Genomic DNA, 21,142 nt, shown 5'->3' on the forward strand with positions numbered 1-21,142 from the left:
AGGGTGATGGTCTACATCTGGAACGATCCGTCCGAAGTCCCGGCGGACTTTGGTCCCTCCGTGGTCACCTTCGGCAACTTCGACGGCGTCCATCGCGGCCACCAGCAGGTGCTCTCCCAGCTCACGCGCACCGCCCGCCTCAACGGCGCCAGGGCCGTCGCGATCACCTTTGATCCGCACCCGGCACTCGTCCACCGCCCGGAGTCAGCGCCGGAGTTGATCATGGGCCTTCCGGACAAACTGGAGGCTTTGGGGGAGCTGGGCCTCGACGCGATCCTGGTGATGAAATATTCGCTCAACCTCGCCAGCCTCACGCCCGAGGAGTTCGTGGAGCAGGTCTTCGTTGACAGCCTGCACGCCAGCCATGTGGTGATCGGCCACGATGCCAGGTTTGGCCGGGGCAACTCCGGTGACCTGGAGACCATGAAGGAACTCGGTGTGAAATTCGGCTTCGAAGTCCTGGTCATCAGCGAGTTCGGCTCGGAGGGCTATCCGCTGCACGACGACGGCGGCAAGGACCGCCGCTGTTCCTCCACCTGGGTGCGTGAAGCACTTCAGGAGGGAGACGTTGCCACTGCCGCCGCCGTATTGGGCCGGCCGCACCGGATGCGCGGGGAGGTTGTCCACGGCGCCGCCCGGGGGCGGGCGTTGGGGTTCCCCACGGCCAACCTTGCCCATGAGGCATCAGGCTTCATCCCCGCGGACGGAATCTACGCCGGGTGGCTGGTTGACCACGCCGGGACGCGCTGGCCTGCTGCAATATCGGTGGGTTCAAACCCCACGTTCGACGGCGTCAGCCGCCAGGTTGAAGCGCATGTGATTGACCGTCCGGAAGAGTCCGTGGAGGATTTCGATCTGTACGGCCAGACAGTAATCGTGGAATTTGTGCAGCGCCTCCGCGGCATGGTGGCATACCGTGGGCCTGAGGCGCTGGTTGAGCAGATGCGGCTGGACGTCGTCCAGGCACACGATCTGCTGGCGCGGCGCTGACCGGAGCACCCGCCCACGAAAGGCAGCCAGTGACCGTCCAAAAGAACACCAGGAAGCTGGACAAGGGCATCGTCCGCGACTTCAGCTCCCGGATGAGCTACTCGTCCTACCTGCAACTGCCGACCCTCCTCAGCGCCCAGCAGCCTGTCAGCAAGCCCGAGCACCACGACGAACTGCTGTTCATCATCCAGCACCAGACCACCGAACTGTGGCTCAAACTCGTGCTGCACGAGCTCCGCAGCGCCGCGGCCTGGCTCCGCGCAGATGACCTTGGCGCAGCGCTCAAGGGCATCGCCCGGGTCAAGCACATCCAGAAAACTCTCACCGAACAGTGGTCCGTGCTGGCCACCCTGACGCCGACGGAGTACTCCCAGTTCCGCGGCTTCCTGGGCAATTCCTCCGGCTTCCAGTCCAGCCAGTACCGCGCCGTGGAGTTTGTGCTGGGCAACAAGAACCACAAAATGCTCCCCGTCTTCGAATCGGATCCCGAAGCACACGCCATGCTCGAAGAACTGCTCAACGCCCCCAGCATTTACGACGAATTCCTGGCGTACCTTGCAAGGCAGGGCTTCGACGTTCCGCAGTCCGTCCTGGAACGCGACGTCACCCGCGCCCATGAGTTCTGCCCCGAATTGGTGCCGGTTTTCAAGCACATCTACGAAAACGCTGCCGACAACTGGGGTGCCTACGAGGCCTGCGAGGAACTCGTGGACCTGGAAGACAACTTCCAGCTATGGCGGTTCCGCCACCTCCGCACCGTCCAGCGCACCATCGGCATGAAATCCGGAACCGGAGGATCCAGCGGCGCCGCTTTCCTGCAGAAGGCCCTGGAACTCACGTTCTTCCCGGAACTCTTCGCTGTCCGGACGGAGATCGGCCAGTGAGCACGCATGGTCTGCCTTTGACCGAAACGCACGACGACGGCGCCCTCCTCGAGCGGGCAGCGCAACTCGATGCCGTCGACCCGCTGGCCCGCTGCCGCGATCTCTTCATCGGCACCGAGACCGACCTTTCGTACCTGGACGGCAACTCCCTGGGCCGCCCGCTGAAGCGGACCCTCAGCGACATCAGCGCCTTCATCCAGGACGGCTGGGGCGGCCGGCTCATTCGCGGGTGGGACGAGGAATGGCTGGAACTGCCGCAGGCCATCGGCGACCAGCTGGGCAGAGCGGTGCTCGGTGCCGCTCCCGGCCAGACCGTGATCGCCGATTCAACCACCGTGGTGCTGTACAAACTGATCCGCGCCGCCCTCGCAGCAGTGACCGACCCCGCCCGGACGGAGATCGTGCTGGACACGGAGAACTTCCCCACCGACCGCTACCTGGTGGAGGGGATCGCCCGCGAGGAAGGCCTCACGCTCAAATGGATCGACGCCGATCCGGCAGCCGGGGTAACCCCTGAGCAGGTGAGGGAGGCAACCGGGCCGTCCACCGCCGTCGTACTTCTGTCCCATGTGGCATACCGCTCGGGCTTCCTGGCCGATCTTCCGGCCATCACCGGGGTTGCGCACAGCGCGGGGGCGCTGGTGGTCTGGGATCTGTGCCATTCCGCCGGCTCGGTGGAAATGAACCTTGATGCTGCAGACGTGGATTTCGCAGCCGGATGCACTTACAAGTACCTCAACGGTGGCCCGGGCTCGCCGGCCTTTGCGTACGTCAACAGCCGGCACCTGGCCACGCTTCGCCAGCCGATCTGGGGCTGGATGGGCCGCAAGGACGCCTTCGAGATGGCCGCAGGGTACGAACCCGCGCCCGGAATCCGGGGTTTCCTCAGCGGCACCCCGGCCATTTTCGGCATGCTCGCCATGCGCGGGACTTTGGATCTCATCGAAGTGACCGGAATGGCTGCTGTCCGGACCAAATCCCTGGACCTTACCGCCTACGCCGTGGACCTGTTCGAAGCCTGGCTCAAGCCCCTCGGCGTGCAGTTATCGTCGCCGCGCGACCCGGAACGGCGGGGGAGCCACATCACCCTGGACCATCCGGCATTCCGCAACGTGACCGCAGCGCTCTGGGAACAGGACGTCATACCGGACTTCCGGGCACCGCAGGGAATCCGCATCGGGCTGTCGCCGCTGAGCACCAGCTTCGCGGAACTGTACCGGGGGATGGCTGCCGTCCGGGACCTGCTGCGTCCCTGACCCTGCCATCTGGCTGGCGGCGTGGGTACGCTGCCGCGGCTGTTTCGACAAGATTGCAGCCCTGACGGTAAACTGAACGATGGATCCGGCTGCAGTCCGTGGCGGCTGGTTCCTGCCATGTATGGCGAACCCCTGGTTTTCGGGGGATTCCTGCGCTGGCAGACCCGGCAGTGAATTACTGATTCGGGCCTCACGGCACATCTCTAGGAGTTATTGTGGCACTTGACGCCGCTGTAAAGCAGTCCATCATCAAGGAATACGCAACAGGCGAAGGCGACACCGGTTCGCCCGAGGTCCAGGTTGCAGTCCTTACCCAGCGGATCAAGGATCTGACTGAGCACATGAAGGAGCACAAGCACGATTACCACACCCAGCGCGGTCTGCTGGCAATGGTTGGTCGTCGCAAGCGCATGCTCACCTACCTCAAGAACACAGACATCGCCCGCTACCGTGCGCTCATCGAGCGCCTCGGCCTGCGTCGCTAGTCTGATTTAGGGGCGGCCCTTTCCCACGTGGAACGGGCCGCCTTCTTCAGAAAAAACTAAACAGGAGGATCAACCGCATCACGCATTCGCGGTCCTCGGTAGTGATCCCCGGGAACGGCTTCGAAGACTGAAGCCCCTGGCCCGTGGGTCTCGATCGATGACCGGGTGCAGTGCAGGCCAGTAGACAGATGCTGGCCTGGGTTGATGCGGCTGGGCTCCGTGAAACAAGAAACGGAGGTGACTCTCTTGGAGGGTCCCGAAATCCAGTTCTCAGAAGCAGTCATTGATAATGGCCGCTTTGGCAAGCGTGTAATCCGCTTCGAAACCGGCCGTCTTGCCAAGCAGGCAGCCGGCGCAGCCATGGTGTACATCGACGAAGACACCGCGCTGCTGTCCGCAACCACCGCCGGCAAGCACCCGCGTGAAGGTTTCGACTTCTTCCCGCTCACGGTTGACGTCGAAGAGCGTATGTACGCCGCCGGCCGCATCCCGGGCTCGTTCTTCCGCCGTGAAGGCCGCCCGTCCACCGAGGCCATCCTGGCCTGCCGCCTCATGGACCGCCCGCTGCGTCCGGCCTTCGTCAAGGGCCTGCGCAACGAGGTCCAGATCGTCGTGACCGTCCTGGCGATCAACCCCGACGAGCTCTACGACGTGGTGGCCATCAACGCCTCCTCCATGTCCACCCAGCTTTCCGGCCTCCCGTTCTCCGGCCCGATCGGCGGCGTGCGCGTTGCCCTCGTAGCCGACGAGCAGGGTTCACAGTGGGTTGCCTTCCCCAAGCACTCCCAGCTGGAAAACTCCGTGTTCAACATGGTTGTAGCCGGCCGCGTTGCCGGTGACGACGTCGCCATCATGATGGTCGAAGCCGAAGCAACCGATAACTCCTGGAACCTCATCAAGGAACAGGGCGCCACCGCCCCCACCGAAGAGGTTGTTTCCGAGGGCCTCGAGGCTGCCAAGCCGTTCATCAAGGCACTGTGCGACGCCCAGGCGGACCTGGCCGCCCGCGCTGCCAAGCCCACGGTTGAGTTCCCCGTCTTCCTTGACTACCAGGATGACGTCTACGCCGCTGTTGAGTCTGCTGCCGCTGAGAAGCTTGCTGCCGTCTTCCAGATCGCTGACAAGCAGGAGCGCGACGTCGCTTCGGATGAGCTGAAGGACGAAGTCACTTCTTCGCTGTCCGGCCAGTTCGAGGGCCGCGAGAAGGAACTGTCCGCAGCGTTCCGCTCGGTCACCAAGCAGGTTGTGCGCCAGCGCATCCTCAAGGACCAGATCCGTATCGACGGCCGCGGCCTGACGGACATCCGCCAGCTCACTGCCGAGGTCGAGGTTCTGCCCCGCGTGCACGGTTCGGCCATCTTCGAGCGCGGCGAAACCCAGATCCTGGGCGTCACCACGCTGAACATGCTCAAGATGGAACAGCAGATCGACTCGCTGTCACCGGTCACGCGCAAGCGCTACATGCACAACTACAACTTCCCGCCGTACTCCACCGGTGAGACCGGCCGCGTGGGTTCGCCCAAGCGCCGCGAAATCGGCCACGGTGCCCTGGCGGAACGTGCACTCGTGCCCGTACTGCCGTCCCGCGAGGAGTTCCCGTACGCCATCCGCCAGGTGTCTGAGGCTCTCAGCTCCAACGGTTCGACGTCGATGGGTTCCGTCTGCGCCTCCACCCTGTCGATGCTGAACGCCGGTGTGCCGCTGAAGGCCGCCGTCGCAGGTATCGCCATGGGCCTGGTCTCCGACCAGGTTGACGGCCAGACCCGCTACGCAGCCCTGACCGACATCCTCGGCGCCGAAGATGCCTTCGGTGACATGGACTTCAAGGTCGCCGGTACCTCCGAGTTCGTCACGGCCATCCAGCTGGACACCAAGCTCGACGGTATCCCCGCCTCCGTGCTGGCAGCAGCACTGAAGCAGGCCCGCGAAGCCCGCCTGCACATCCTGGATGTCATCAACTCCGCGATCGACACCCCGGACGAGCTCTCCGAGTTCGCGCCGCGCGTCATCGCGGTCAAGATCCCGGTTGACAAGATCGGCGAGGTCATTGGGCCCAAGGGCAAGATGATCAACCAGATCCAGGAAGACACCGGCGCCGACATCTCCATCGAGGACGACGGCACGGTCTACATTGGCGCTACCAACGGTCCGTCTGCAGACGCAGCACGCTCCGCGATCAACGCCATTGCGAACCCGCAGGTTCCGGAAATCGGCGAGCGTTACCTGGGTACGGTCGTCAAGACCACCACCTTCGGTGCCTTCATTTCCCTCACCCCGGGCAAGGACGGCCTGCTGCACATCTCCGAGCTGCGCAAGATCGCCGGTGGCAAGCGCGTGGACAACGTTGATGACGTTGTTTCCGTCGGCCAGAAGATCCAGGTGGAAATCACCAAGATCGACGACCGCGGAAAGCTGTCCCTTTCCCCCGTAGTGGCTGAAGAGGAAGGCGCCGGCGAGACCGAGCGCGTTCACGCTTCGGTTGCCGCTGAGGGCGCCGACTCCGAGTAATCGGGTTTTCGGTACACAAGCATGAATCGGCGGGGCCGGTGGATGATCCACCGGCCCCGCCGCTGTTACGATGGCAGCCAGATCCGGCTGCCGCTTTTGAAAGGCCTCAATGACTGTTGTACCCCTGCCGCTTGAGCAGAACCACGCTGGTGACACCCTGGTTCACGGATCCGAGGGCGGCGCCGTGGTGCGGCGATCGGTCCTCCCCGGCGGCGTGCGGGTCCTCACTGAGGCGATGCCGGGCCAGCGCTCGGCAACCATCGGGTTCTGGGTGGGGGTGGGTTCCCGTGACGAGGCTCCCGGGCAGCACGGTTCCACGCACTTCCTGGAGCACCTGCTGTTCAAGGGCACCAAGAAGCGGACCGCACTGGAGATCGCTTCGGCGTTCGACGAGGTGGGCGGGGAGTCCAATGCGGCTACTGCCAAGGAAAGCACCTGCTACTTCGCCAGGGTGCTCGACACCGACCTCCCCATGGCCATTGACGTCATTGCCGACATGATCACCGGCGCCGTCCTTGACCCGGCTGAGATGGAGCAGGAACGCGACGTCATCCTGGAGGAAATCGCCATGGACAGCGATGACCCCACCGACGTCGCCCATGAAAACTTTGTGGCGGCCGTACTGGGCACGCACCCGCTGGGCCGCCCGATCGGCGGAACCCCCGCAGCCATCCGCGCCGTAGCCCGCGACTCCGTCTGGGAACACTACCGCCGGTACTACCGTCCCGATGAGCTGGTCATCACCGCCGCCGGAGGGTTGGAGCACGACGTCGTCTGCAGCCTGGTGGTGGATGCGCTCCACGCCGCCGGGTGGTCGCTTGAGCCGGACGCCGCTCCCGTGGACCGGAGGTCCACCGAACGGGCCGAGATCACCGGCACGGCCGGACTCCATGTGGTCAAGCGTGCCGTGGAGCAGGCCAATATCATCATGGGCTGCCCCACGATCGTGGCCACCGATGACCGCCGCTTCGTGATGAGCGTGCTCAACGCCGTGCTCGGCGGCGGCATGTCCTCGCGCCTCTTCCAGGAAATCCGGGAGAAGCGGGGGCTCGTGTACTCCACTTACTCCTTCGCTTCTTCGTACGCCGATGCCGGCTACTTTGGCATGTACGCCGGGTGCACACCGTCCAAGGTCCGCCAGGTGCTGGACCTGCTGGGGCTGGAACTGGACAAGCTGGCGGAAGGCGGAATTTCCGACGAGGAACTCCGCAAGGCTGTGGGCCAGCTGTGCGGCGGAATCGTCCTGGCTCTCGAGGACACCGGTTCGCGGATGTCCCGCCTGGGCCGCGCGGAACTGGTCTCCGGCGAATACCAGGACATCGACGAAACCCTCCGTCTCATCAAGGCAGTCACCGCCCAGGATGTGCAGGACCTTGCCAAGGAACTGGCAGCCGCCCCCCGGACTGTTACCGTGGTGGGTCCGTTCGAGGAAACCGAGACGTTCGGCCTCTGATTCGGGCGGCCCTGGCGGCGATGACCTGACCTGACTGACACAGTCCGGGGATAATGAATCCATGGACGCTCCGCAGCCGGGAACGGTGCACGCCGTGCTGGAAGGCTTTCTGGGACACTGGCGAGGCACCACACGCCTTGCGGCTTCGGCGTGGGGTCCCGAACGCACGGCATTAGCCGAGGTGAGCTATACCCGGGCCGCCGGCGGCTACGCCGTGCTCCAAAGTTACCGGCACACGGAGGCTGACGGCACCCACTTCGAAGGCCACGGCGTGTTCACCGTGGACCCGGACCGTGACGACGTTCTCTGGTACCACGTGGACAGCCTGGGCCAGCCGCCCGAAGCACCTGCCCGGTGCACGTGGCAGGACGGTGTACTCCGGGTGGAGCGCCACAGCGACCGGGGGACGGCGCGCCATACTTTCCGCGTGGATGACGGCGTGCTGACCCACACAGCTGAGTTGCGGCTTGGCCCTACGTCAGACTTTGCACCGTTTATGACTTCGGAATGCCGCAGGGCCTGACGGGGCTGCAGCGCAGCCGCCGCTTCATCCTGGTGCACCTCACGCGGCGGATTCCAGGATTCGGGTCTGCGGCGCTCCATGCAACGCAGGGGATACGGCCGGCGAGTTCCAAACCGTTGCTTTCAGGTTCGCCAACAATTGCTCGGCCTGGCTGAGTTCATTGAAGTCGAGCTCCACCACCACGTAATGGGAGTCATCCACCGGACGGGAAATCCTATGGCCGATCACGCCCGAAGCACCCCGATCCACCGGATCGCGGTCAAAGGCCTGCTTCCACAGTCCGAAGTCGTTGATCCCATGTTCTATGTGCAGTGTGTACATTACTGATTCTCCTTAACTGGCCTGCCCTTAACTGGCCTGCGAATGTTTTGGGTTCCGCGATTCCGGCGGAATCCGCACTGTGGCGGTTCCTCCGGTGCGTGTTTTCACGGTAAATGCCTGCCAGCCCGGCGGCCATCCCAGAATTCTGGGAGAACTGGGCTGCCTGCGTCGGTGTTGTCGAGAGTGCGTGCTGTCCAGTGGCCGGTGCTGTGCGGAGCGTGGTGCTGTCCAAGCGTGCGGTGGGGCCCAGAGCGCATACTGGGGGAATGAGAGCCGGAGGGTCCTTGGACCGGAGCCTGGAGCGGATTCGGCTTGTCGGTGATTCGAGTCCGGACCATCACGCCCTGCGTGCCAGTGTGCTGTCGGAGTTGGGCCGCGTTGTTCCGTTCAGCGCCTTCGTCTGGCCACTTTCCGACCCCGTGACGGGAACCGGAATTTCCCCCATGGCCCGCATTCCGTACCCGGAGGACCTGCCGCTGCTGATCCGGCTGAAGTATCAAACGACGGTAGGGCGCTGGACCACGCTGGCGGCCAGGGGACCGCAGGTGACGACACTGCTGAGCGAGACTGGCGGCAATCCATCGCAGAGCCTTGTCTGGGAAAGCTTGATGAAGCGCTATGAAGTGTCCGATGTTCTGTATGCGGGCTTCGCGGACAAGTATGGCTACTGGGGTTGGCTTGATCTCTGGCGGACGGCTGATCAAGGCGCCTTCACTGCCGAGGAAGTGCAGTTCCTCGCGGCTGTAGTGCTCGCAGTGACACCGGCACTTCGCCGGTCAGTAGCCAGGCAGTTTGGCATCGCCGGGCCAATTCCGTGGCCTGTCTCCCCACGCATTCCCTCGTCCACTGACGATCGTCCGAGAACCGACCGCCTGATAGCTGACCTGCCTCAACAGGCCATCCTCACCCTCGACGAGGACATGGCAGTGTTGGGTAAAACGGCTTCAGTTGACGAATGGCTGGGGCTCCTCCAGGCAGGACCGCGGCCCTTTCACACCGTACCGTCCGAGGTTCTGAACGTCGCTGCCCAACTGCTGGCCCAGGAAGCGGGCGTGGATCACCACCCGGCGTGGTCCCGGGTACATCTGGTGTCCGGTCAGTGGGCCATTCTGAGGGCCAGCCGGATGGGTCCAGCTGGATTGGAGGCGACGCCACCGCTCGCGATCACTATCCAGGCTTGTCCTCCCGAAGCGCGGCTGGATGTCTTCGCCCGCAGCCTTGGGCTGACACCACGGCAAAGGGAGTTGCTTCAGCTGGCTTCAGAAGGCCTCGACACCGCTGCGATGGCGACCACCTTGGGCATCGGCATCTACACCGTTCAGGATCAGTTCAAACAGATATTTGATGCCTGCGGTGTGCACAGCCGGGCGGCCCTCTTGGCCATGGCCCTAGGCACTGCACCGTGAACAGAGGCGGGGCCCATGAGGCAACTCAACCGTGAACAGAGGCGGGGCCATGAGAGCAACTCAAACTCCGAGCGGCCGTCCCGCTGCTACGTCAAACCATGCTCCGAGAGGTCGTCAAGAGGCTCGTCGCATCCTGGGGGATCCCAGCCAACAGTGGTCAGCGCCCGCCAGTCTTCCGGCACGGGAACCTGCAGGTCTTCCAGCAGGTCTTCCGGCCAATGTGGTGGTTCCCAGTCGGGTTGTTCGCTGGCGTAGCGTCTGCCGGTGGGTGAGATCCAGCCCGGTGGTTCGTGGTGGGTGGCCGGGCCGGGTGTCCAGCCGCCGGTGTGCCGGAGCTTGTGGTGTTTGGGGCAGGGCTGGGCGAGGTTGGTGATGCCGGTGGTGCCGCCGTGTGCCCAGGCGAGGAGGTGGTCTGCTTCGTTGTCCAGGGATTGGTTGTGACAGCCGGGGAACGGGCATTTCCCGTCCCGCATGCGCAGCCATTGGCGTTGGGCTTTGGTGACCGGGTAGCTGGTCCGTCCGATCTCCAGCGGTGCACCGTCCCTGGGGTCGATCAGGACCCGGTGGAAGGAGGTGGCGCCGTCTGCGATGAGCCGGCGTGCCATGGTGACAGGGATCGGCCCGAACCCATCCAGCATCGCCGGTTCATCCGTGGCGCCGAGCAGCGACATGATGGGCACGGTGACCAGGACCAGCGCCCTGGGTGAAGGCACCCGCCCGGCTCCACCCCCACCCGTCTGGCTGGCCATTTCACCCGCGCCGCCGGAGCCGCCGGTGAGGTTGTCACCATCGCCGCCTGAGAGCAGTGTGTCCGCGTCCCCACAGAGGAGCAGGGTCGCGGCGATGTCGGCACGCCTCTGGGTCATGGTCCGGTCCTCGTCCGGGCCCTGCAAGGCGCGGGCGTCGGCGGTGGTGCGGTTCCAGATCCCCGCGGCCTGGTCCGCGGGCAGGTACGCCGAGAGCCAGGCCATCCCGTCCCGGTCCGGCCGGTATTCCAGCCGCCGGTCCGCAACACTTCTGGTGTGGCGTTCTTCGATGCTGACCGGGTGGTGGCGTTCCCGCCAGATCCGGGCCTTATGCCGGAACCGGGACGGGACGAGTTCCCCGGCCGGGCAGCCCCGGTTGGGGTTCTCCGCCCCGGGGTCCAGGAAGTGCGCCTCCAGAGCCTTCGCAGCGGAAGCGTCGAGGTTGGTGGTCTCATCGACCATGACCCGGGCGTGCTGCCACGAAATTGCCCCTGCCTGCAGAGCGGCCAAGGTTAACGGCAGGGCGGTGGTGAGTTCAAGGGATTCGGTCAGCAGAGTGGAGGCGGTCCGTTCGCCGACCGTCAGGGCACACGCGACCTCCGCGATCAACGCCATTTCCTGGGCCGTGGCCTCCTGCGGCGACTGCGCCGGTGCTTCCAACGCCGTGGACACCACGAGTAATTCCGCCAGGATCCGGACCTTCTCAGCCGCGGTCCGGGCCTCGAGCCGTGCAATGCCGGCGAGCCGGTCCAAGCAAAGGTCCTTCCGCCGGCGCATGGGATCCGACTCACCCATGGGATCTGATTCATCAGGCTCGTTACCCCGCGCGCAGCCGTCACCAGCGCCGCCATCGAGACTGGCAGAGGCATGAGCAGGCGCGGAGCCAAGCGCTGTAACGGGGGCTATGCCGGGGGCAGCGGCGGAGGGCATGATGCGCTCCAACACCTCGTCCGCCGTCATGCTTTCCATACCTCCATCATCCTGCGAGGCACCGACAAAAACGGCGTGGACAAAGGCCTATGTGGATAACCTGGCAGCCCCCGAAAGCTGAAAGGGGGTGAATCTCCGGGGGTACCCCGCAGCGTGCAAGACCTGTGACTAGCCCCCGGCGAAAGGCGGCAGCACGTCAACCACGTCGCCCGGTTTTAACACAGTTGTGTGGTCGCGGACCGCCACCTCGTTGAGCAGGAAACTGCTGCGGGACAGGATGCGCTGCAAAGGAGGAGCGCCCAGGGGAGGGTCCGCGCGGTCCACAGCGAGCACAGCGCGCAGCAAGTCAGCAACGGTCGCTCCGGTGGGGAGTTCGAAGCGCTCTTCTTCAACTCCTGCGGCGGCGCGTGCGGCAGCGAAGTAACGTACGTCCAAGAATCAGCCTCCGATGGCGCTCATGCTGCGGTCCGGCTGGACGAAGTCCGCGGCGCCGAGACCTGTATGGTCCATGCCGTGTGCCTTAGGTTTGACCCACATCGCATCCTGCCAGCGTTCGGCCAGGGCCTCGTCGCTGGCACCGTCGCGCAGGAGGCCCAACAGATCAAACTCTTCACGGGAGAAAAGGCAGCTCATGATCTTGCCCTCCGCCGTGATCCGCGTCCGCCGGCAGTCGGCGCAGAACGGTTCCGTGACCGAGGCGATGATCCCGACGGTACCCAGCACGGGTCCTTCAGCCTCAGAAACCGGACCAGCGGCCGCCTGCTCTGTCGGACCAACGGCAGCCACCTGCTCGTATGGGCCAACGGACCCGGCCACCCGGCGTCGTACTTCGAAGCGTTCGGCGGGGGCGCCGTCGCGGGCGCGCGGATCGGGACTGAGCACATAGTCGCGGGAGAGCAGTTCGCGGATTTCCGCGGCCGTGATCATGTTCCGGCGGGTCCAGCCGTGGTCAGCGTCCAAGGGCATCTGCTCGATGAAGCGAAGCTCGTAGCCGCGGTCCAGCGCCCACGCGAGCAGCGATGGTGACTCGGCGTCATTGATTCCACGCATCAGCACTGCATTGAGCTTGACGGGGCCCAATCCGGCGGCCCAGGCGGCGTCCACACCGGCCAGGACGCGGTCCAGGAAAGGCCGGCGGGTCAGCTGGGTGAAGGTCTCTTCGTGCAGTGAATCCAGCGATACGTTGATCCGGGTCAGGCCCGCGGCCTTGAGGGCGGCTGCCTTTTTATCCAGGCCCACACCGTTGGTGGTCATGGAAATCGGCAGGTCCGGATGATTGCTGCGAAGGGCGCTGATGATGTCCACGAGGTCGGCCCGGACCAGCGGCTCTCCGCCAGTGAGACGGAGTTCGCGCACGCCGAGTGAGTCAACGCCGATGCCGACAATGCGGACGATCTCTTCGGCGGACATCACGGCCTGCTTGGCCAGCCACTCCAGTCCCTCGGCCGGCATGCAGTAAGTACAGCGCAGGTTGCATTTGTCCGTCAGGGACAGCCGCATGTCGGTTGCCCGTCGGCCATAGCGGTCCAGCAGCCCCGGCGCTGCGCCGGCCGGCCGTGCCGGAGGCACGCCGGCACCTGAACCTTCCCGGGGTTGCGGCATGCCTAGCTGAACACTCATGAATTCAGGCTACGCCAAGTTGGCCCCGCGGCATCACGTCCGCGTCGCCGGGCGCCCGGTGCCCTTGTGAGATGCCTGCCGAAGTCCTGGAGAAATGCGCTTCAACGGCTGTCCTGCCCGTGCCGCAGCGTCCCGGCGAACCTATGCTGGAGAGGTGAACACGCCCCAGCCTTTACAGGAAACTGCGGACGACGGCGACCGCCCGTCCCGGCGGCCGGGAACCGACGCCGGCGCCCGGGGCAGCCGCCGGTGGGCCGCGGCGTCGGGAGTTGTGTCCGCCGGGGCAGCAGTTGTTCTGGGCGAGCTCTTGGCGGGGCTGTTGAGTCCGTCCCTGTCGCCGCTGACTGCGGTAGGAGGTGCGGTGATCGATGCTGTTCCGCCGGGCGTGAAGGACTGGGCCATCTCGTTGTTCGGAACGGCTGACAAGGCAGTCTTCCTGGCCGGGATGCTGTTGGTTATTGCGGCGGTCGGGGCGCTGGCCGGAATCCTTGAACAGGCCAGGCGCTTCGTGGGCGCCGCAATTATTGCCGCATTTGGGATCGTGGGGCTCGCCGCGGTCCTGACGCGTGCCCAGATGACTCCCGCGGCCGTTCCGGTTCCCCTCGTGGCAGCCGCGACCGGCGCGTTCCTGCTCGGCATGCTGATCCGCCGTCTGCAGGAGGATGGCGTCGCGGCCGCGACCGCTACGCAAGCCAAGGCAGGGCCCGGCCGGCGCACCTTCCTCCAGATACTGACGGCAGGCGCCGGTGCCACTGCCATCGGCGGGGTAGTTGCGGCCGTTTGGCGGGGAGCATCCACCGGGATCAGTGAGGCCCGTGAAAAACTCAGACTGCCTGCCGCGGTATCAGCAGCGCCGGCTATTCCGGCCGGAGCCGAAGTCGGCCTGGACGGAATGCAGCCGCTAGTGACGCCGAACCCCGATTTCTACCGGATAGACACTGCCCTGATAGTCCCCTCCATCGATCCGGACACCTGGACTCTGTGCGTCACCGGGATGGTGGAAGAGGAGATCGAACTGAACCTGAACGATCTCCTGGCCAAACCCCTGACCGAGCGGTACGTGACCATCGCCTGCGTCTCCAACGAAGTCGGCGGCGACCTGATCGGCAACGCCCGCTGGCTCGGCTGGCCGGTCCGTGAGCTGCTGGCCCTCGCCCGCCCGCGGAACGGTGCGGACATGGTGTTGTCGCGGAGTTCAGACGGCTGGACTGCCGGCACCCCGCTGGAAGCCTTGACTGATGACCGCGATGCCCTCCTTGCGGTGGGCATGAACGGCGATCCGCTGCCGCTGGAACACGGCTTTCCCGTGCGGATGATTGTGCCCGGACTCTACGGCTATGTTTCGGCGACCAAATGGCTGACAGAACTCCGGGTCACCAGGTTCGCCGACGACGTCGGCTACTGGACACCCCGCGGCTGGTCGGACCGCGGCCCCATCAAGACCTCGTCCAGGATCGACGTGCCCCGCAACGGCCGGCGGGTCAGCGCCGGGACGGTCATGTTCGGCGGCGTGGCCTGGGCCCAGCACACCGGGATCGGCAAAGTGGAGCTTCGCCTCAACCGGGGCCCCTGGCAGGAAGCCAGCCTCGCCCCCGGGATTTCGCGGGACACCTGGTACCAGTGGCAGCTGGGCATCCCGCTCACGCCGGGTCAATATGAGGTCCAGGTCCGCGCCACAGACCGCGGCGGCGAGCCGCAGGCCGAGGAGAGCCGGCCGCCGGCACCGGACGGAGCCACCGGCTTCCACACGATTAGAGTTGATGTGAATCCATGACGGCCGACACCGAAGGCAGACCCATGCACAGCAGCACCAACCGGCACGGTGATGGCCAGCAGGTTGAAGTCCGGCAGGTTGAAGTCCGGCAGGGCGGCGCAGCCCACGGCGACGGCCACCGGGGTCATGCCGCGCACTCGGCGAGGTCCGTGGACCAGCACCGTGCTGCCGTGGCTGAGCTGCTGGCGCCGCTGCTGGCGGCCCCCGGCAGGACCGAAACACTGTCCCTTCGCGATGCCTTGGGCAAAGGGCTGGCCCAGGATGTATTTGCGCCGCTCAGCCTGCCGCCCTTCGCCAACTCGCAAATGGATGGCTTTGCCATCAACAGTGCAGATGTAAATGACGCGGACCCCAACAGGGCGGACCCAAACAGTGCCGCCCCGGACGCCGTCCCGGACGCCGTCGGCTCTGGAGCCACAGGCGCGCCCGACGGCGGCGCGGAGCTGCGTGTCGTTGACCCCGTTCCGGCGGGTGCCACACCGGCAGACCTTCAGCGCGGCACGGCCGCCCCCATTATGACCGGAGCCATGATTCCTGCCGGGGCTGACGCCGTCGTGCCCATTGAGCGTGCCGTTCCGGACCGGTTCCCTGTCCCCGGAGAGCCGGGTACCGTCTGGCTGCCGGCCACAGCGGCGGGCACCTTCGTCCGGTCCGCGGGCAGCGATATTGCCACGGGGAAGCGTGCGCTCTCCGAAGGCGCCTTCCTTGGGCCTGCACAGTTGGGCCTGCTGGCCGCGCTGGGCGTAGCCGGCGTCAAGGTCCACCGGTCATTGACCGTCCTTCTGGTCACCACCGGCGACGAAGTGGTGGAGCCGGGACAGCCGTTGCCGCCCGGCAAGATCTATGACGCCAACGGCACACTGCTCGAAAGCGCCATGCGGCAGGCCGGACTGGCAGTTATCCGCACGGCCATCGCGTCGGACCGGCCCGAGGAACTCCAGGCGCTGCTCCGTGGCCACGCGGGTGCCGTCGACCTTATCGTCAGCACCGGCGGGGTCAGCAAGGGGGCCTACGAAGTGGTGCGCCAAGCCATGGAAGGCCAGGACGCTGAGTTCCTCCACGTAGCCATGCAGCCCGGTGGCCCGCAGGGAATCGGCACCTTCGATGGGGTGCCGTTCCTTGGCTTCCCCGGCAACCCGGTCAGCTGCCTCGTGTCGTTCGAGCTGTTCCTCCGCCCTGTCCTTTCGGGCCTTTTCGGTTCACCTGCTCCGCGGCCCTCCGTCCGCGCCCGCCTGGGCCAAAGCCTGACCTCGCCCGAACATAAGCACCAGGTCCGCCGGGGAAGCCTCCACGCGGACGGCACGGTCCGTCTTGAGGGGGGCGAAAGCTCGCACCTGATGCATGCCCTGGCCGGTTCCAATGCCCTGGTCCATGTGCCCGCGGGGGTCTCCGCGCTCGCCGAGGGTGACGAGGTGGAAGTATGGATGCTGTGAATCCAGAACAAACCCCGCCCGCGCTGACCCATCTGCGCCAGGACGGAAGCGCCCAGATGGTGGACGTGTCGGCGAAAGCCGAGACCGCCCGCGAAGCCACCGCCACCGCCACCGTCCGCACCACCCGGGAAGTGCTGGGCCTGCTTGGCTCCGGCGGCCTGCCCAAGGGAGATGCCCTTGCGGTAGCGCGCGTTGCTGGCATCATGGCAGCCAAGAAAACGCCGGAACTCATTCCCTTGTGCCATCCGTTGCCGTTGTCGAAGGTGACGGTGGATTTCGATCTCGGTCCTGATTCCGTAGCGATCCTGGCAACAGTCAAGACCCGGGGCGTGACCGGCGTGGAAATGGAAGCGCTGACGGCGGCGTCGGTGGCTGCCCTCAGCGTGTACGACATGATCAAGGCCGTGGACAAGCACGCCGTGCTGACGGACATCAAGGTGCTGGCCAAAAGCGGCGGCAAGAGCGGGGACTGGACACTGTGAGCACTGAAAGTACGTACCTGCCCGAGCCGGCGCGTGAGCCTGAGCCGCACCGGCACGGTGACGTGCAGGGCCGGAAGGCCGGGGTGGTTATCGCATCAACCCGGGCCGCCGCCGGCATCTATGAGGACGAGACCGGCCCGGTGATCATCGACTGGCTGACCGAGCACGGCTTCGAGGCTTACCCCGCCATGGTGGTCCCGGACGGGGAACCGGTAGGCGCGGCCATCCGGGCCCTCCTGACCCAGCGTCCCGCCGTCGTCATCACCAGCGGCGGGACGGGACTCAGCCCCGATGACCGGACTCCGGACGTGACCTTGCCCCTGCTGGACCGTGAGGTTCCCGGCATCATGGAGGCTGTCCGCCGTGCCGGCGCGGCCAAGACGCCGCTTGCAGCATTGAGCCGCGGCCATGCCGGAACGTCAGGGCAGACGTTCATCATCAACCTGCCGGGATCGCCCAAGGGTGTCATGGACGGTCTCTCTGTGCTTGATCCCCTGATCGGGCACCTCTGCGACCAGCTGGAGGGCGGCCATGGGCACTGAATCAGTCTTCGAAGTGGTCCACGCGGTCCTGAGCGCGGAACCCATCTCAGTGGACCAGGCCATCGCCGCGGTGGAGTCGGACACCGCCGGAGCTGTGGTCAGCTTCAGCGGGGTAGTCAGGAATCACGACGCCGGCAAGGCAGTTGAGCGGCTCAGCTACAGTGCGCACCCCACAGCTCACCAGGTGATGGCCGACGTCGTCGCCGCGCTGGTGGCCGAACACGCGGGCGATGCCTCGCTGCAGCCGGTACGGATCTGGGCTGCCCACCGGATCGGCATGCTCGAAATCGGCGACCCCGCGTTGGTCTGCGCAGTCTCCGCAGCACACCGCGGCCAGGCGTTCGCGGTGTGTTCCGAACTGGTGGACAGGATCAAGGAACAGGTTCCCATCTGGAAGGAACAGTTCTTCACGGACGGCACTGTTGAGTGGGTGGGCGCGGGGGAGTGAGCCCCGCGCCATCCACACCCCGCAGGTGTCCGCAGGCGAGGGTTCTGCGAGGCTCCGCGTGCGAGGTAACGCACAGCCTCCGGTTCAGTCCGGCGTCCGGCCCGACGGTAGGGTTAACCGCATGACCGAACAACACCCCGCCCGCAGCCGCGTGGCCGTCCTGGGCGCCAATGGCCGCATGGGCGCCGAAGCCGTTAAGGCTGTGGAAGCCGCCGCCGACCTGGAACTCGTAGCCGCCTTGGGCCGGGGCGATTCCCTGGACCAGCTGGCTGCCTCGGGCGCCCAGGTTGTGGTGGACCTGACCGTTCCGGAGAGCACCGAAGCGAACGTCCGCTACGCCGTCGGGCACGGCATGCATGCGGTGGTGGGGACCACCGGCTGGGACGCAACCCGGCTGGCCGGGCTGGAAGCACTTCTCGCGGAGCACCCGGAAACCGGTGTGCTGATCGCCCCCAACTTCGCCCTCGGGTCGGTGCTGGCGTCAGCATTCGCCGCCAAAGCGTCCAGGTATTTCGAATCCGTGGAAATCATCGAACTGCACCACCCGGAAAAGGTGGACGCGCCCTCCGGCACAGCAGTCCGCACTGCCCAGCTCATCGCCGCCGAGCGCCAGGCGGCGGGCGTTCCTCCCAGCCCCGACGCCACCACCAGCGGACGGGCCGGTGCCAGGGGCTGCGAAGTGGATGGAATCCGGGTCCACAGTGTCCGCTTGCGCGGCCTTGTGGCGCACCAGGAAGTCCTGCTCGGCGGTGCGGGGGAGCAGCTGACATTCCGGCACGACTCCTTTGACCGCGCTTCCTTCATGCCCGGCGTGCTGCTCGGCGTCCGTAACGTCGCTGCCCATCCCGGACTGACAGTGGGCCTGGACGGCTATCTGGATTTGGGGATTTAGGCGGTGGGCGATTTCCTGACAGCGTTCCGGAAGAACCGCACAAAGATCTGGGTGGGTGCCGTGACGCTCCTCCTGGTTTTTTACCTGGTGGTGTCCTTTCAGCGGTCCGTCCTTCTGTTGCTGGACAGCAATCCGGCTGCCAAAGCCATCGGCGCCGCGTACCTGGTGCTGCCCGTCATAGGGGCCTGGGCGTTGATCCGCGAACTGATGTTCGGAGCGCGCACGGAACAGATGGCGAAGGTCCTCGAAGCCGAAGGCGGGCTGCCCGTGGATGAGCTCCCGCGCACGCCGGCCGGCCGCATCGTCCGTTCTGCTGCGGACCTGGAGTTCGAAAAGTACAAGGCAGAGGCTGAAGCGGCTCCCGGAGACTGGCGCTCCTGGTTCCGGCTCAGCTGTGCCTACGACGCCGCAGGGGACCGCAAGCGCGCCCGCGCCTCCATGCGCGACGCCGTCCGGCTGTTCCGCGGCAAGGTCCCGGCCTAGCTGCCGGGAAGCCCGTGAAAGACCGTGCGAGCTAAGGCCGGCCGATCCGTTCGCCGCGGGCCACCTGGTTGGCGGCGTGGCCAACCCATTCCAGTGGCCCCCGCCACTTCAGCAGGACAAACACCATGCCCACGATTATGGCTGTGGCGGCGTGGGCGAAGTACATTCCATCTTCTGTCCAGCCGGCAGGCAGCGGCTTGAGGTAGAACCCCGACACCACCCATACGTGGACGGTGTAGAGCGTCAGCGTCATGGCTCCGGCGCCCCGCAGCGGCAGCAACAGGTCAAGATCCAGCCATTCAGCCAGCCTCCCGAGCAGGAGGCACGCGCCCACGACGGCGGCCGCCACGCCGGAGGTGTGGGCCAGGTCCAGGGTGGTGGCGGAGTGCGGAGCGGCGGCTGCGAGCCACCACCAGGATCCTTCCTGCCGGATCCCGGTGAGGTTGACCTGGAGGACGCTGTCGAGTGGGTAGCCGGGTGCATTCAGGACGTCCTCGAGCGCCGCCCGGCCGCCCCAGTTTTCCATTGCGGCCGTGCCAAGGGCCTTGGCCAAGGCGGCCACCGCGATGCCGGCTGTCAACAGCACGACCGGAATCATCGCCTTGGAGAGGGCAAGCCTGCCGATGGCCAGGCCCACCAACAGATAGGCCAGCCACTGGAAAACCGGGTAGTAGCCGGTGAGGAAGAGGTCACCCAACAGCGGAAAAGGCGTCGACAGGTCCTCCCAGGACGGGTTGTGCCCCAGGTTCAGGGGCGGCTCGGCCGCCATCAGCCAAGGCCTCAGCAAGTAGGCGAGCACCGGTGAAACCACGATCCAGCCGGCGGCCCAGGCGCTCAGCGCCTTCAGCTTCAGCCCCAGGAAGGGCAGGACGCAGAGAAACAGCAGGGCGTAGTGGACCAGGATGATCGCAAGGTTGACCTCCAGTCCGCCCAGGGAGAGGCCGACGGCGGCGATCACCAAAGCGCGCAGTGCGATGCCGCGGCGGGCAGCACTCAGGGCAGCCCCTTCGAAGGGCACCTGCTTGCCCGTAGACAGCGCGAGGCCGACCCCCGCCAACACGGCGAACAACGCAGCGGCCCGGCCGGAGAAAGTCAGCCCGATCCATGTGGGAGTGAGGTCCGCATTGGCCTCGAACGTAGGGAGCAGGTGCGTGGCCATCATGCCAAGGAGCGCCAGCCCCCGGGCCGCGTCAATGCCGCGGAGGCGGCCCGTGGGCTGCTGGGATCGGGGGATCCGGGAGGATCTTGCCGTGGCACGGGACGTCATGAGGCGATGTTCTCACACCTGCCTTGGGGGCGGCAGTCAAGTGACGCCAACGTACCGAGCAGGAAGCCGGGCAGCAAGCCGGGCCGGCCCCGGCCAGAACCCGTGCCGGTCCGCGTGGGACCGCCGGGGAGGGATGCCGGACGGAATGCCGCCAGGAACCCGCAGGCAGCAGAAGCCTTGTATTCGAATATATGTTCGAATAGCATGGGTGGCATGCACACGCCTTCCCAGTCCCCACAGTTTCAGGATTCTCCGGCCGGCCACAGCGCCGTGGGGCAGGCCCCCGGCGTCGGCAGTACGGCCGAGTCCCGTGGCCTGATGAAGGCCATGAGTCCGGGAGTAGTGGATTTCCTCTTCCGTCAGCTTGTGGCCGGAAGATCCGCTGAGGATGTCCAGTGGCAGGAAGAGGGCATAACCCTCAGTGCGCAGCCGGCAGGAGCAGAGCTGGCGCGCCGGCTTGCAGAAATCGACCTGGAAGCCCTGACCCCCCTTGAACTGTTCCATTACGTCCGGGCCGCCCAGAAAATGGCAGCCTGGGCTGAGGGCCTGCGTAAGGCAGCGGTGGAACGGTACTGCCAGCCGGGGAGCCTGAGCCACGGGCCGCTTTTGGACCCGCTTCAGGGACCACATGACGGAATACCGCCCGGCGAGCAGCCCGGCGGTACTGACCGCCCTGTCAATCTGCAGCACGGTCCCTAG

General features: G+C 65.9%; 21 protein-coding genes. 16 read left to right on the forward strand and 5 right to left on the reverse strand.

Annotated elements, in window-relative coordinates; all coding sequences use genetic code 11:
* The first annotated feature begins 6 nt into the window (after positions 1 to 6).
* The 7 genes from ABIA70_RS09045 to ABIA70_RS09075 all read left to right on the forward strand — a co-directional run bounded on the left by ABIA70_RS09045 (position 7) and on the right by ABIA70_RS09075 (position 8,099).
* The gene (locus tag ABIA70_RS09045; protein ID WP_354147246.1) at positions 7 to 990 is read left to right on the forward strand and encodes a bifunctional riboflavin kinase/FAD synthetase; all 984 of its coding nucleotides are present in this window, start codon (positions 7 to 9) and stop codon (positions 988 to 990) included.
* 29 nt (positions 991 to 1,019) lie between these two features.
* Complete coding sequence (kynA, locus tag ABIA70_RS09050) at positions 1,020 to 1,874, forward strand: tryptophan 2,3-dioxygenase (RefSeq protein WP_354147247.1); 855 nt, start codon at positions 1,020 to 1,022, stop codon at positions 1,872 to 1,874.
* Positions 1,871 to 3,130 (forward strand): kynureninase, encoded by a 1,260-nt coding sequence (gene kynU / locus ABIA70_RS09055; RefSeq protein ID WP_354147248.1) that lies wholly within the window; start codon positions 1,871 to 1,873, stop codon positions 3,128 to 3,130. Before kynA ends, kynU begins: the two co-directional genes overlap by 4 nt.
* Positions 3,131 to 3,345: 215 nt before the next feature.
* Positions 3,346 to 3,615, forward strand: coding sequence for a 30S ribosomal protein S15 (rpsO, locus tag ABIA70_RS09060; protein WP_108597943.1), 270 nt, complete (start codon positions 3,346 to 3,348; stop codon positions 3,613 to 3,615).
* Between the two features lie 246 nt (positions 3,616 to 3,861).
* Entirely contained in the window at positions 3,862 to 6,123 is a 2,262-nt protein-coding gene (locus ABIA70_RS09065; protein WP_354147350.1) for a polyribonucleotide nucleotidyltransferase, read from the forward strand.
* Between the two features lie 109 nt (positions 6,124 to 6,232).
* Positions 6,233 to 7,576 (forward strand): M16 family metallopeptidase, encoded by a 1,344-nt coding sequence (locus ABIA70_RS09070; RefSeq protein ID WP_354147249.1) that lies wholly within the window; start codon positions 6,233 to 6,235, stop codon positions 7,574 to 7,576.
* A gap of 61 nt (positions 7,577 to 7,637) precedes the next feature.
* Positions 7,638 to 8,099, forward strand: a complete 462-nt coding sequence (locus ABIA70_RS09075; protein WP_354147250.1) for a DUF1579 family protein — start codon at positions 7,638 to 7,640, stop codon at positions 8,097 to 8,099.
* A gap of 39 nt (positions 8,100 to 8,138) precedes the next feature.
* Here ABIA70_RS09075 and ABIA70_RS09080 read toward each other — a convergent pair whose 3' ends face one another.
* Positions 8,139 to 8,420: a hypothetical protein gene (locus tag ABIA70_RS09080; RefSeq protein WP_354147251.1), complete on the reverse strand. Its 282-nt coding sequence runs from the start codon at positions 8,418 to 8,420 to the stop codon at positions 8,139 to 8,141.
* A 443-nt stretch (positions 8,421 to 8,863) separates the two neighbouring features.
* Here ABIA70_RS09080 and ABIA70_RS09085 point away from each other — a divergent pair, with 443 nt between their 5' ends.
* Entirely contained in the window at positions 8,864 to 9,826 is a 963-nt protein-coding gene (locus tag ABIA70_RS09085; protein ID WP_354147252.1) for a helix-turn-helix transcriptional regulator, read from the forward strand.
* A gap of 86 nt (positions 9,827 to 9,912) precedes the next feature.
* Here ABIA70_RS09085 and ABIA70_RS09090 read toward each other — a convergent pair whose 3' ends face one another.
* The 3 genes from ABIA70_RS09090 to moaA form a co-directional block, all read right to left on the reverse strand.
* Positions 9,913 to 11,532: an HNH endonuclease signature motif containing protein gene (locus ABIA70_RS09090; protein WP_502917191.1), complete on the reverse strand. Its 1,620-nt coding sequence runs from the start codon at positions 11,530 to 11,532 to the stop codon at positions 9,913 to 9,915.
* Between the two features lie 138 nt (positions 11,533 to 11,670).
* On the reverse strand, positions 11,671 to 11,937 hold the full coding sequence (locus ABIA70_RS09095; RefSeq protein WP_354147254.1) for a MoaD/ThiS family protein: 267 nt from the start codon (positions 11,935 to 11,937) through the stop codon (positions 11,671 to 11,673).
* A gap of 3 nt (positions 11,938 to 11,940) precedes the next feature.
* On the reverse strand, positions 11,941 to 13,122 hold the full coding sequence (gene moaA, locus ABIA70_RS09100) for a GTP 3',8-cyclase MoaA (RefSeq protein ID WP_354147255.1): 1,182 nt from the start codon (positions 13,120 to 13,122) through the stop codon (positions 11,941 to 11,943).
* A gap of 154 nt (positions 13,123 to 13,276) precedes the next feature.
* Between moaA and ABIA70_RS09105 the strand changes: the two genes are divergently transcribed.
* The 7 genes from ABIA70_RS09105 (at position 13,277) to ABIA70_RS09135 (ending at position 19,176) form a co-directional block, all read left to right on the forward strand.
* On the forward strand, positions 13,277 to 14,896 hold the full coding sequence (locus ABIA70_RS09105; protein ID WP_502917188.1) for a molybdopterin-dependent oxidoreductase: 1,620 nt from the start codon (positions 13,277 to 13,279) through the stop codon (positions 14,894 to 14,896).
* A gap of 23 nt (positions 14,897 to 14,919) precedes the next feature.
* Positions 14,920 to 16,329 (forward strand): molybdopterin molybdotransferase MoeA, encoded by a 1,410-nt coding sequence (locus ABIA70_RS09110; protein WP_354147256.1) that lies wholly within the window; start codon positions 14,920 to 14,922, stop codon positions 16,327 to 16,329.
* Positions 16,317 to 16,811, forward strand: coding sequence for a cyclic pyranopterin monophosphate synthase MoaC (gene moaC / locus ABIA70_RS09115; RefSeq protein WP_354147257.1), 495 nt, complete (start codon positions 16,317 to 16,319; stop codon positions 16,809 to 16,811). The genes ABIA70_RS09110 and moaC overlap by 13 nt, the downstream gene beginning before the upstream one ends.
* Positions 16,808 to 17,353, forward strand: coding sequence for a MogA/MoaB family molybdenum cofactor biosynthesis protein (locus ABIA70_RS09120; protein WP_354147258.1), 546 nt, complete (start codon positions 16,808 to 16,810; stop codon positions 17,351 to 17,353). The genes moaC and ABIA70_RS09120 overlap by 4 nt, the downstream gene beginning before the upstream one ends.
* Entirely contained in the window at positions 17,343 to 17,801 is a 459-nt protein-coding gene (locus tag ABIA70_RS09125; RefSeq protein WP_354147259.1) for a molybdenum cofactor biosynthesis protein MoaE, read from the forward strand. The genes ABIA70_RS09120 and ABIA70_RS09125 overlap by 11 nt, the downstream gene beginning before the upstream one ends.
* A gap of 121 nt (positions 17,802 to 17,922) precedes the next feature.
* Positions 17,923 to 18,693 carry a 4-hydroxy-tetrahydrodipicolinate reductase gene (gene dapB / locus ABIA70_RS09130; protein WP_354147260.1) on the forward strand — a complete coding sequence of 257 codons (771 nt, stop codon included), beginning with the start codon at positions 17,923 to 17,925 and terminating at the stop codon, positions 18,691 to 18,693.
* A 3-nt stretch (positions 18,694 to 18,696) separates the two neighbouring features.
* Positions 18,697 to 19,176: a hypothetical protein gene (locus ABIA70_RS09135; RefSeq protein WP_354147261.1), complete on the forward strand. Its 480-nt coding sequence runs from the start codon at positions 18,697 to 18,699 to the stop codon at positions 19,174 to 19,176.
* A 31-nt stretch (positions 19,177 to 19,207) separates the two neighbouring features.
* Here ABIA70_RS09135 and ABIA70_RS09140 read toward each other — a convergent pair whose 3' ends face one another.
* Entirely contained in the window at positions 19,208 to 20,443 is a 1,236-nt protein-coding gene (locus ABIA70_RS09140; protein WP_354147262.1) for a heparan-alpha-glucosaminide N-acetyltransferase domain-containing protein, read from the reverse strand.
* A 213-nt stretch (positions 20,444 to 20,656) separates the two neighbouring features.
* Between ABIA70_RS09140 and ABIA70_RS09145 the strand changes: the two genes are divergently transcribed.
* Complete coding sequence (locus tag ABIA70_RS09145; RefSeq protein WP_354147263.1) at positions 20,657 to 21,142, forward strand: hypothetical protein; 486 nt, start codon at positions 20,657 to 20,659, stop codon at positions 21,140 to 21,142.

Origin of the sequence: Arthrobacter sp. 754 (assembly GCF_040548695.1) — a bacterium.
In the GTDB taxonomy this organism is placed as follows: domain Bacteria; phylum Actinomycetota; class Actinomycetes; order Actinomycetales; family Micrococcaceae; genus Arthrobacter.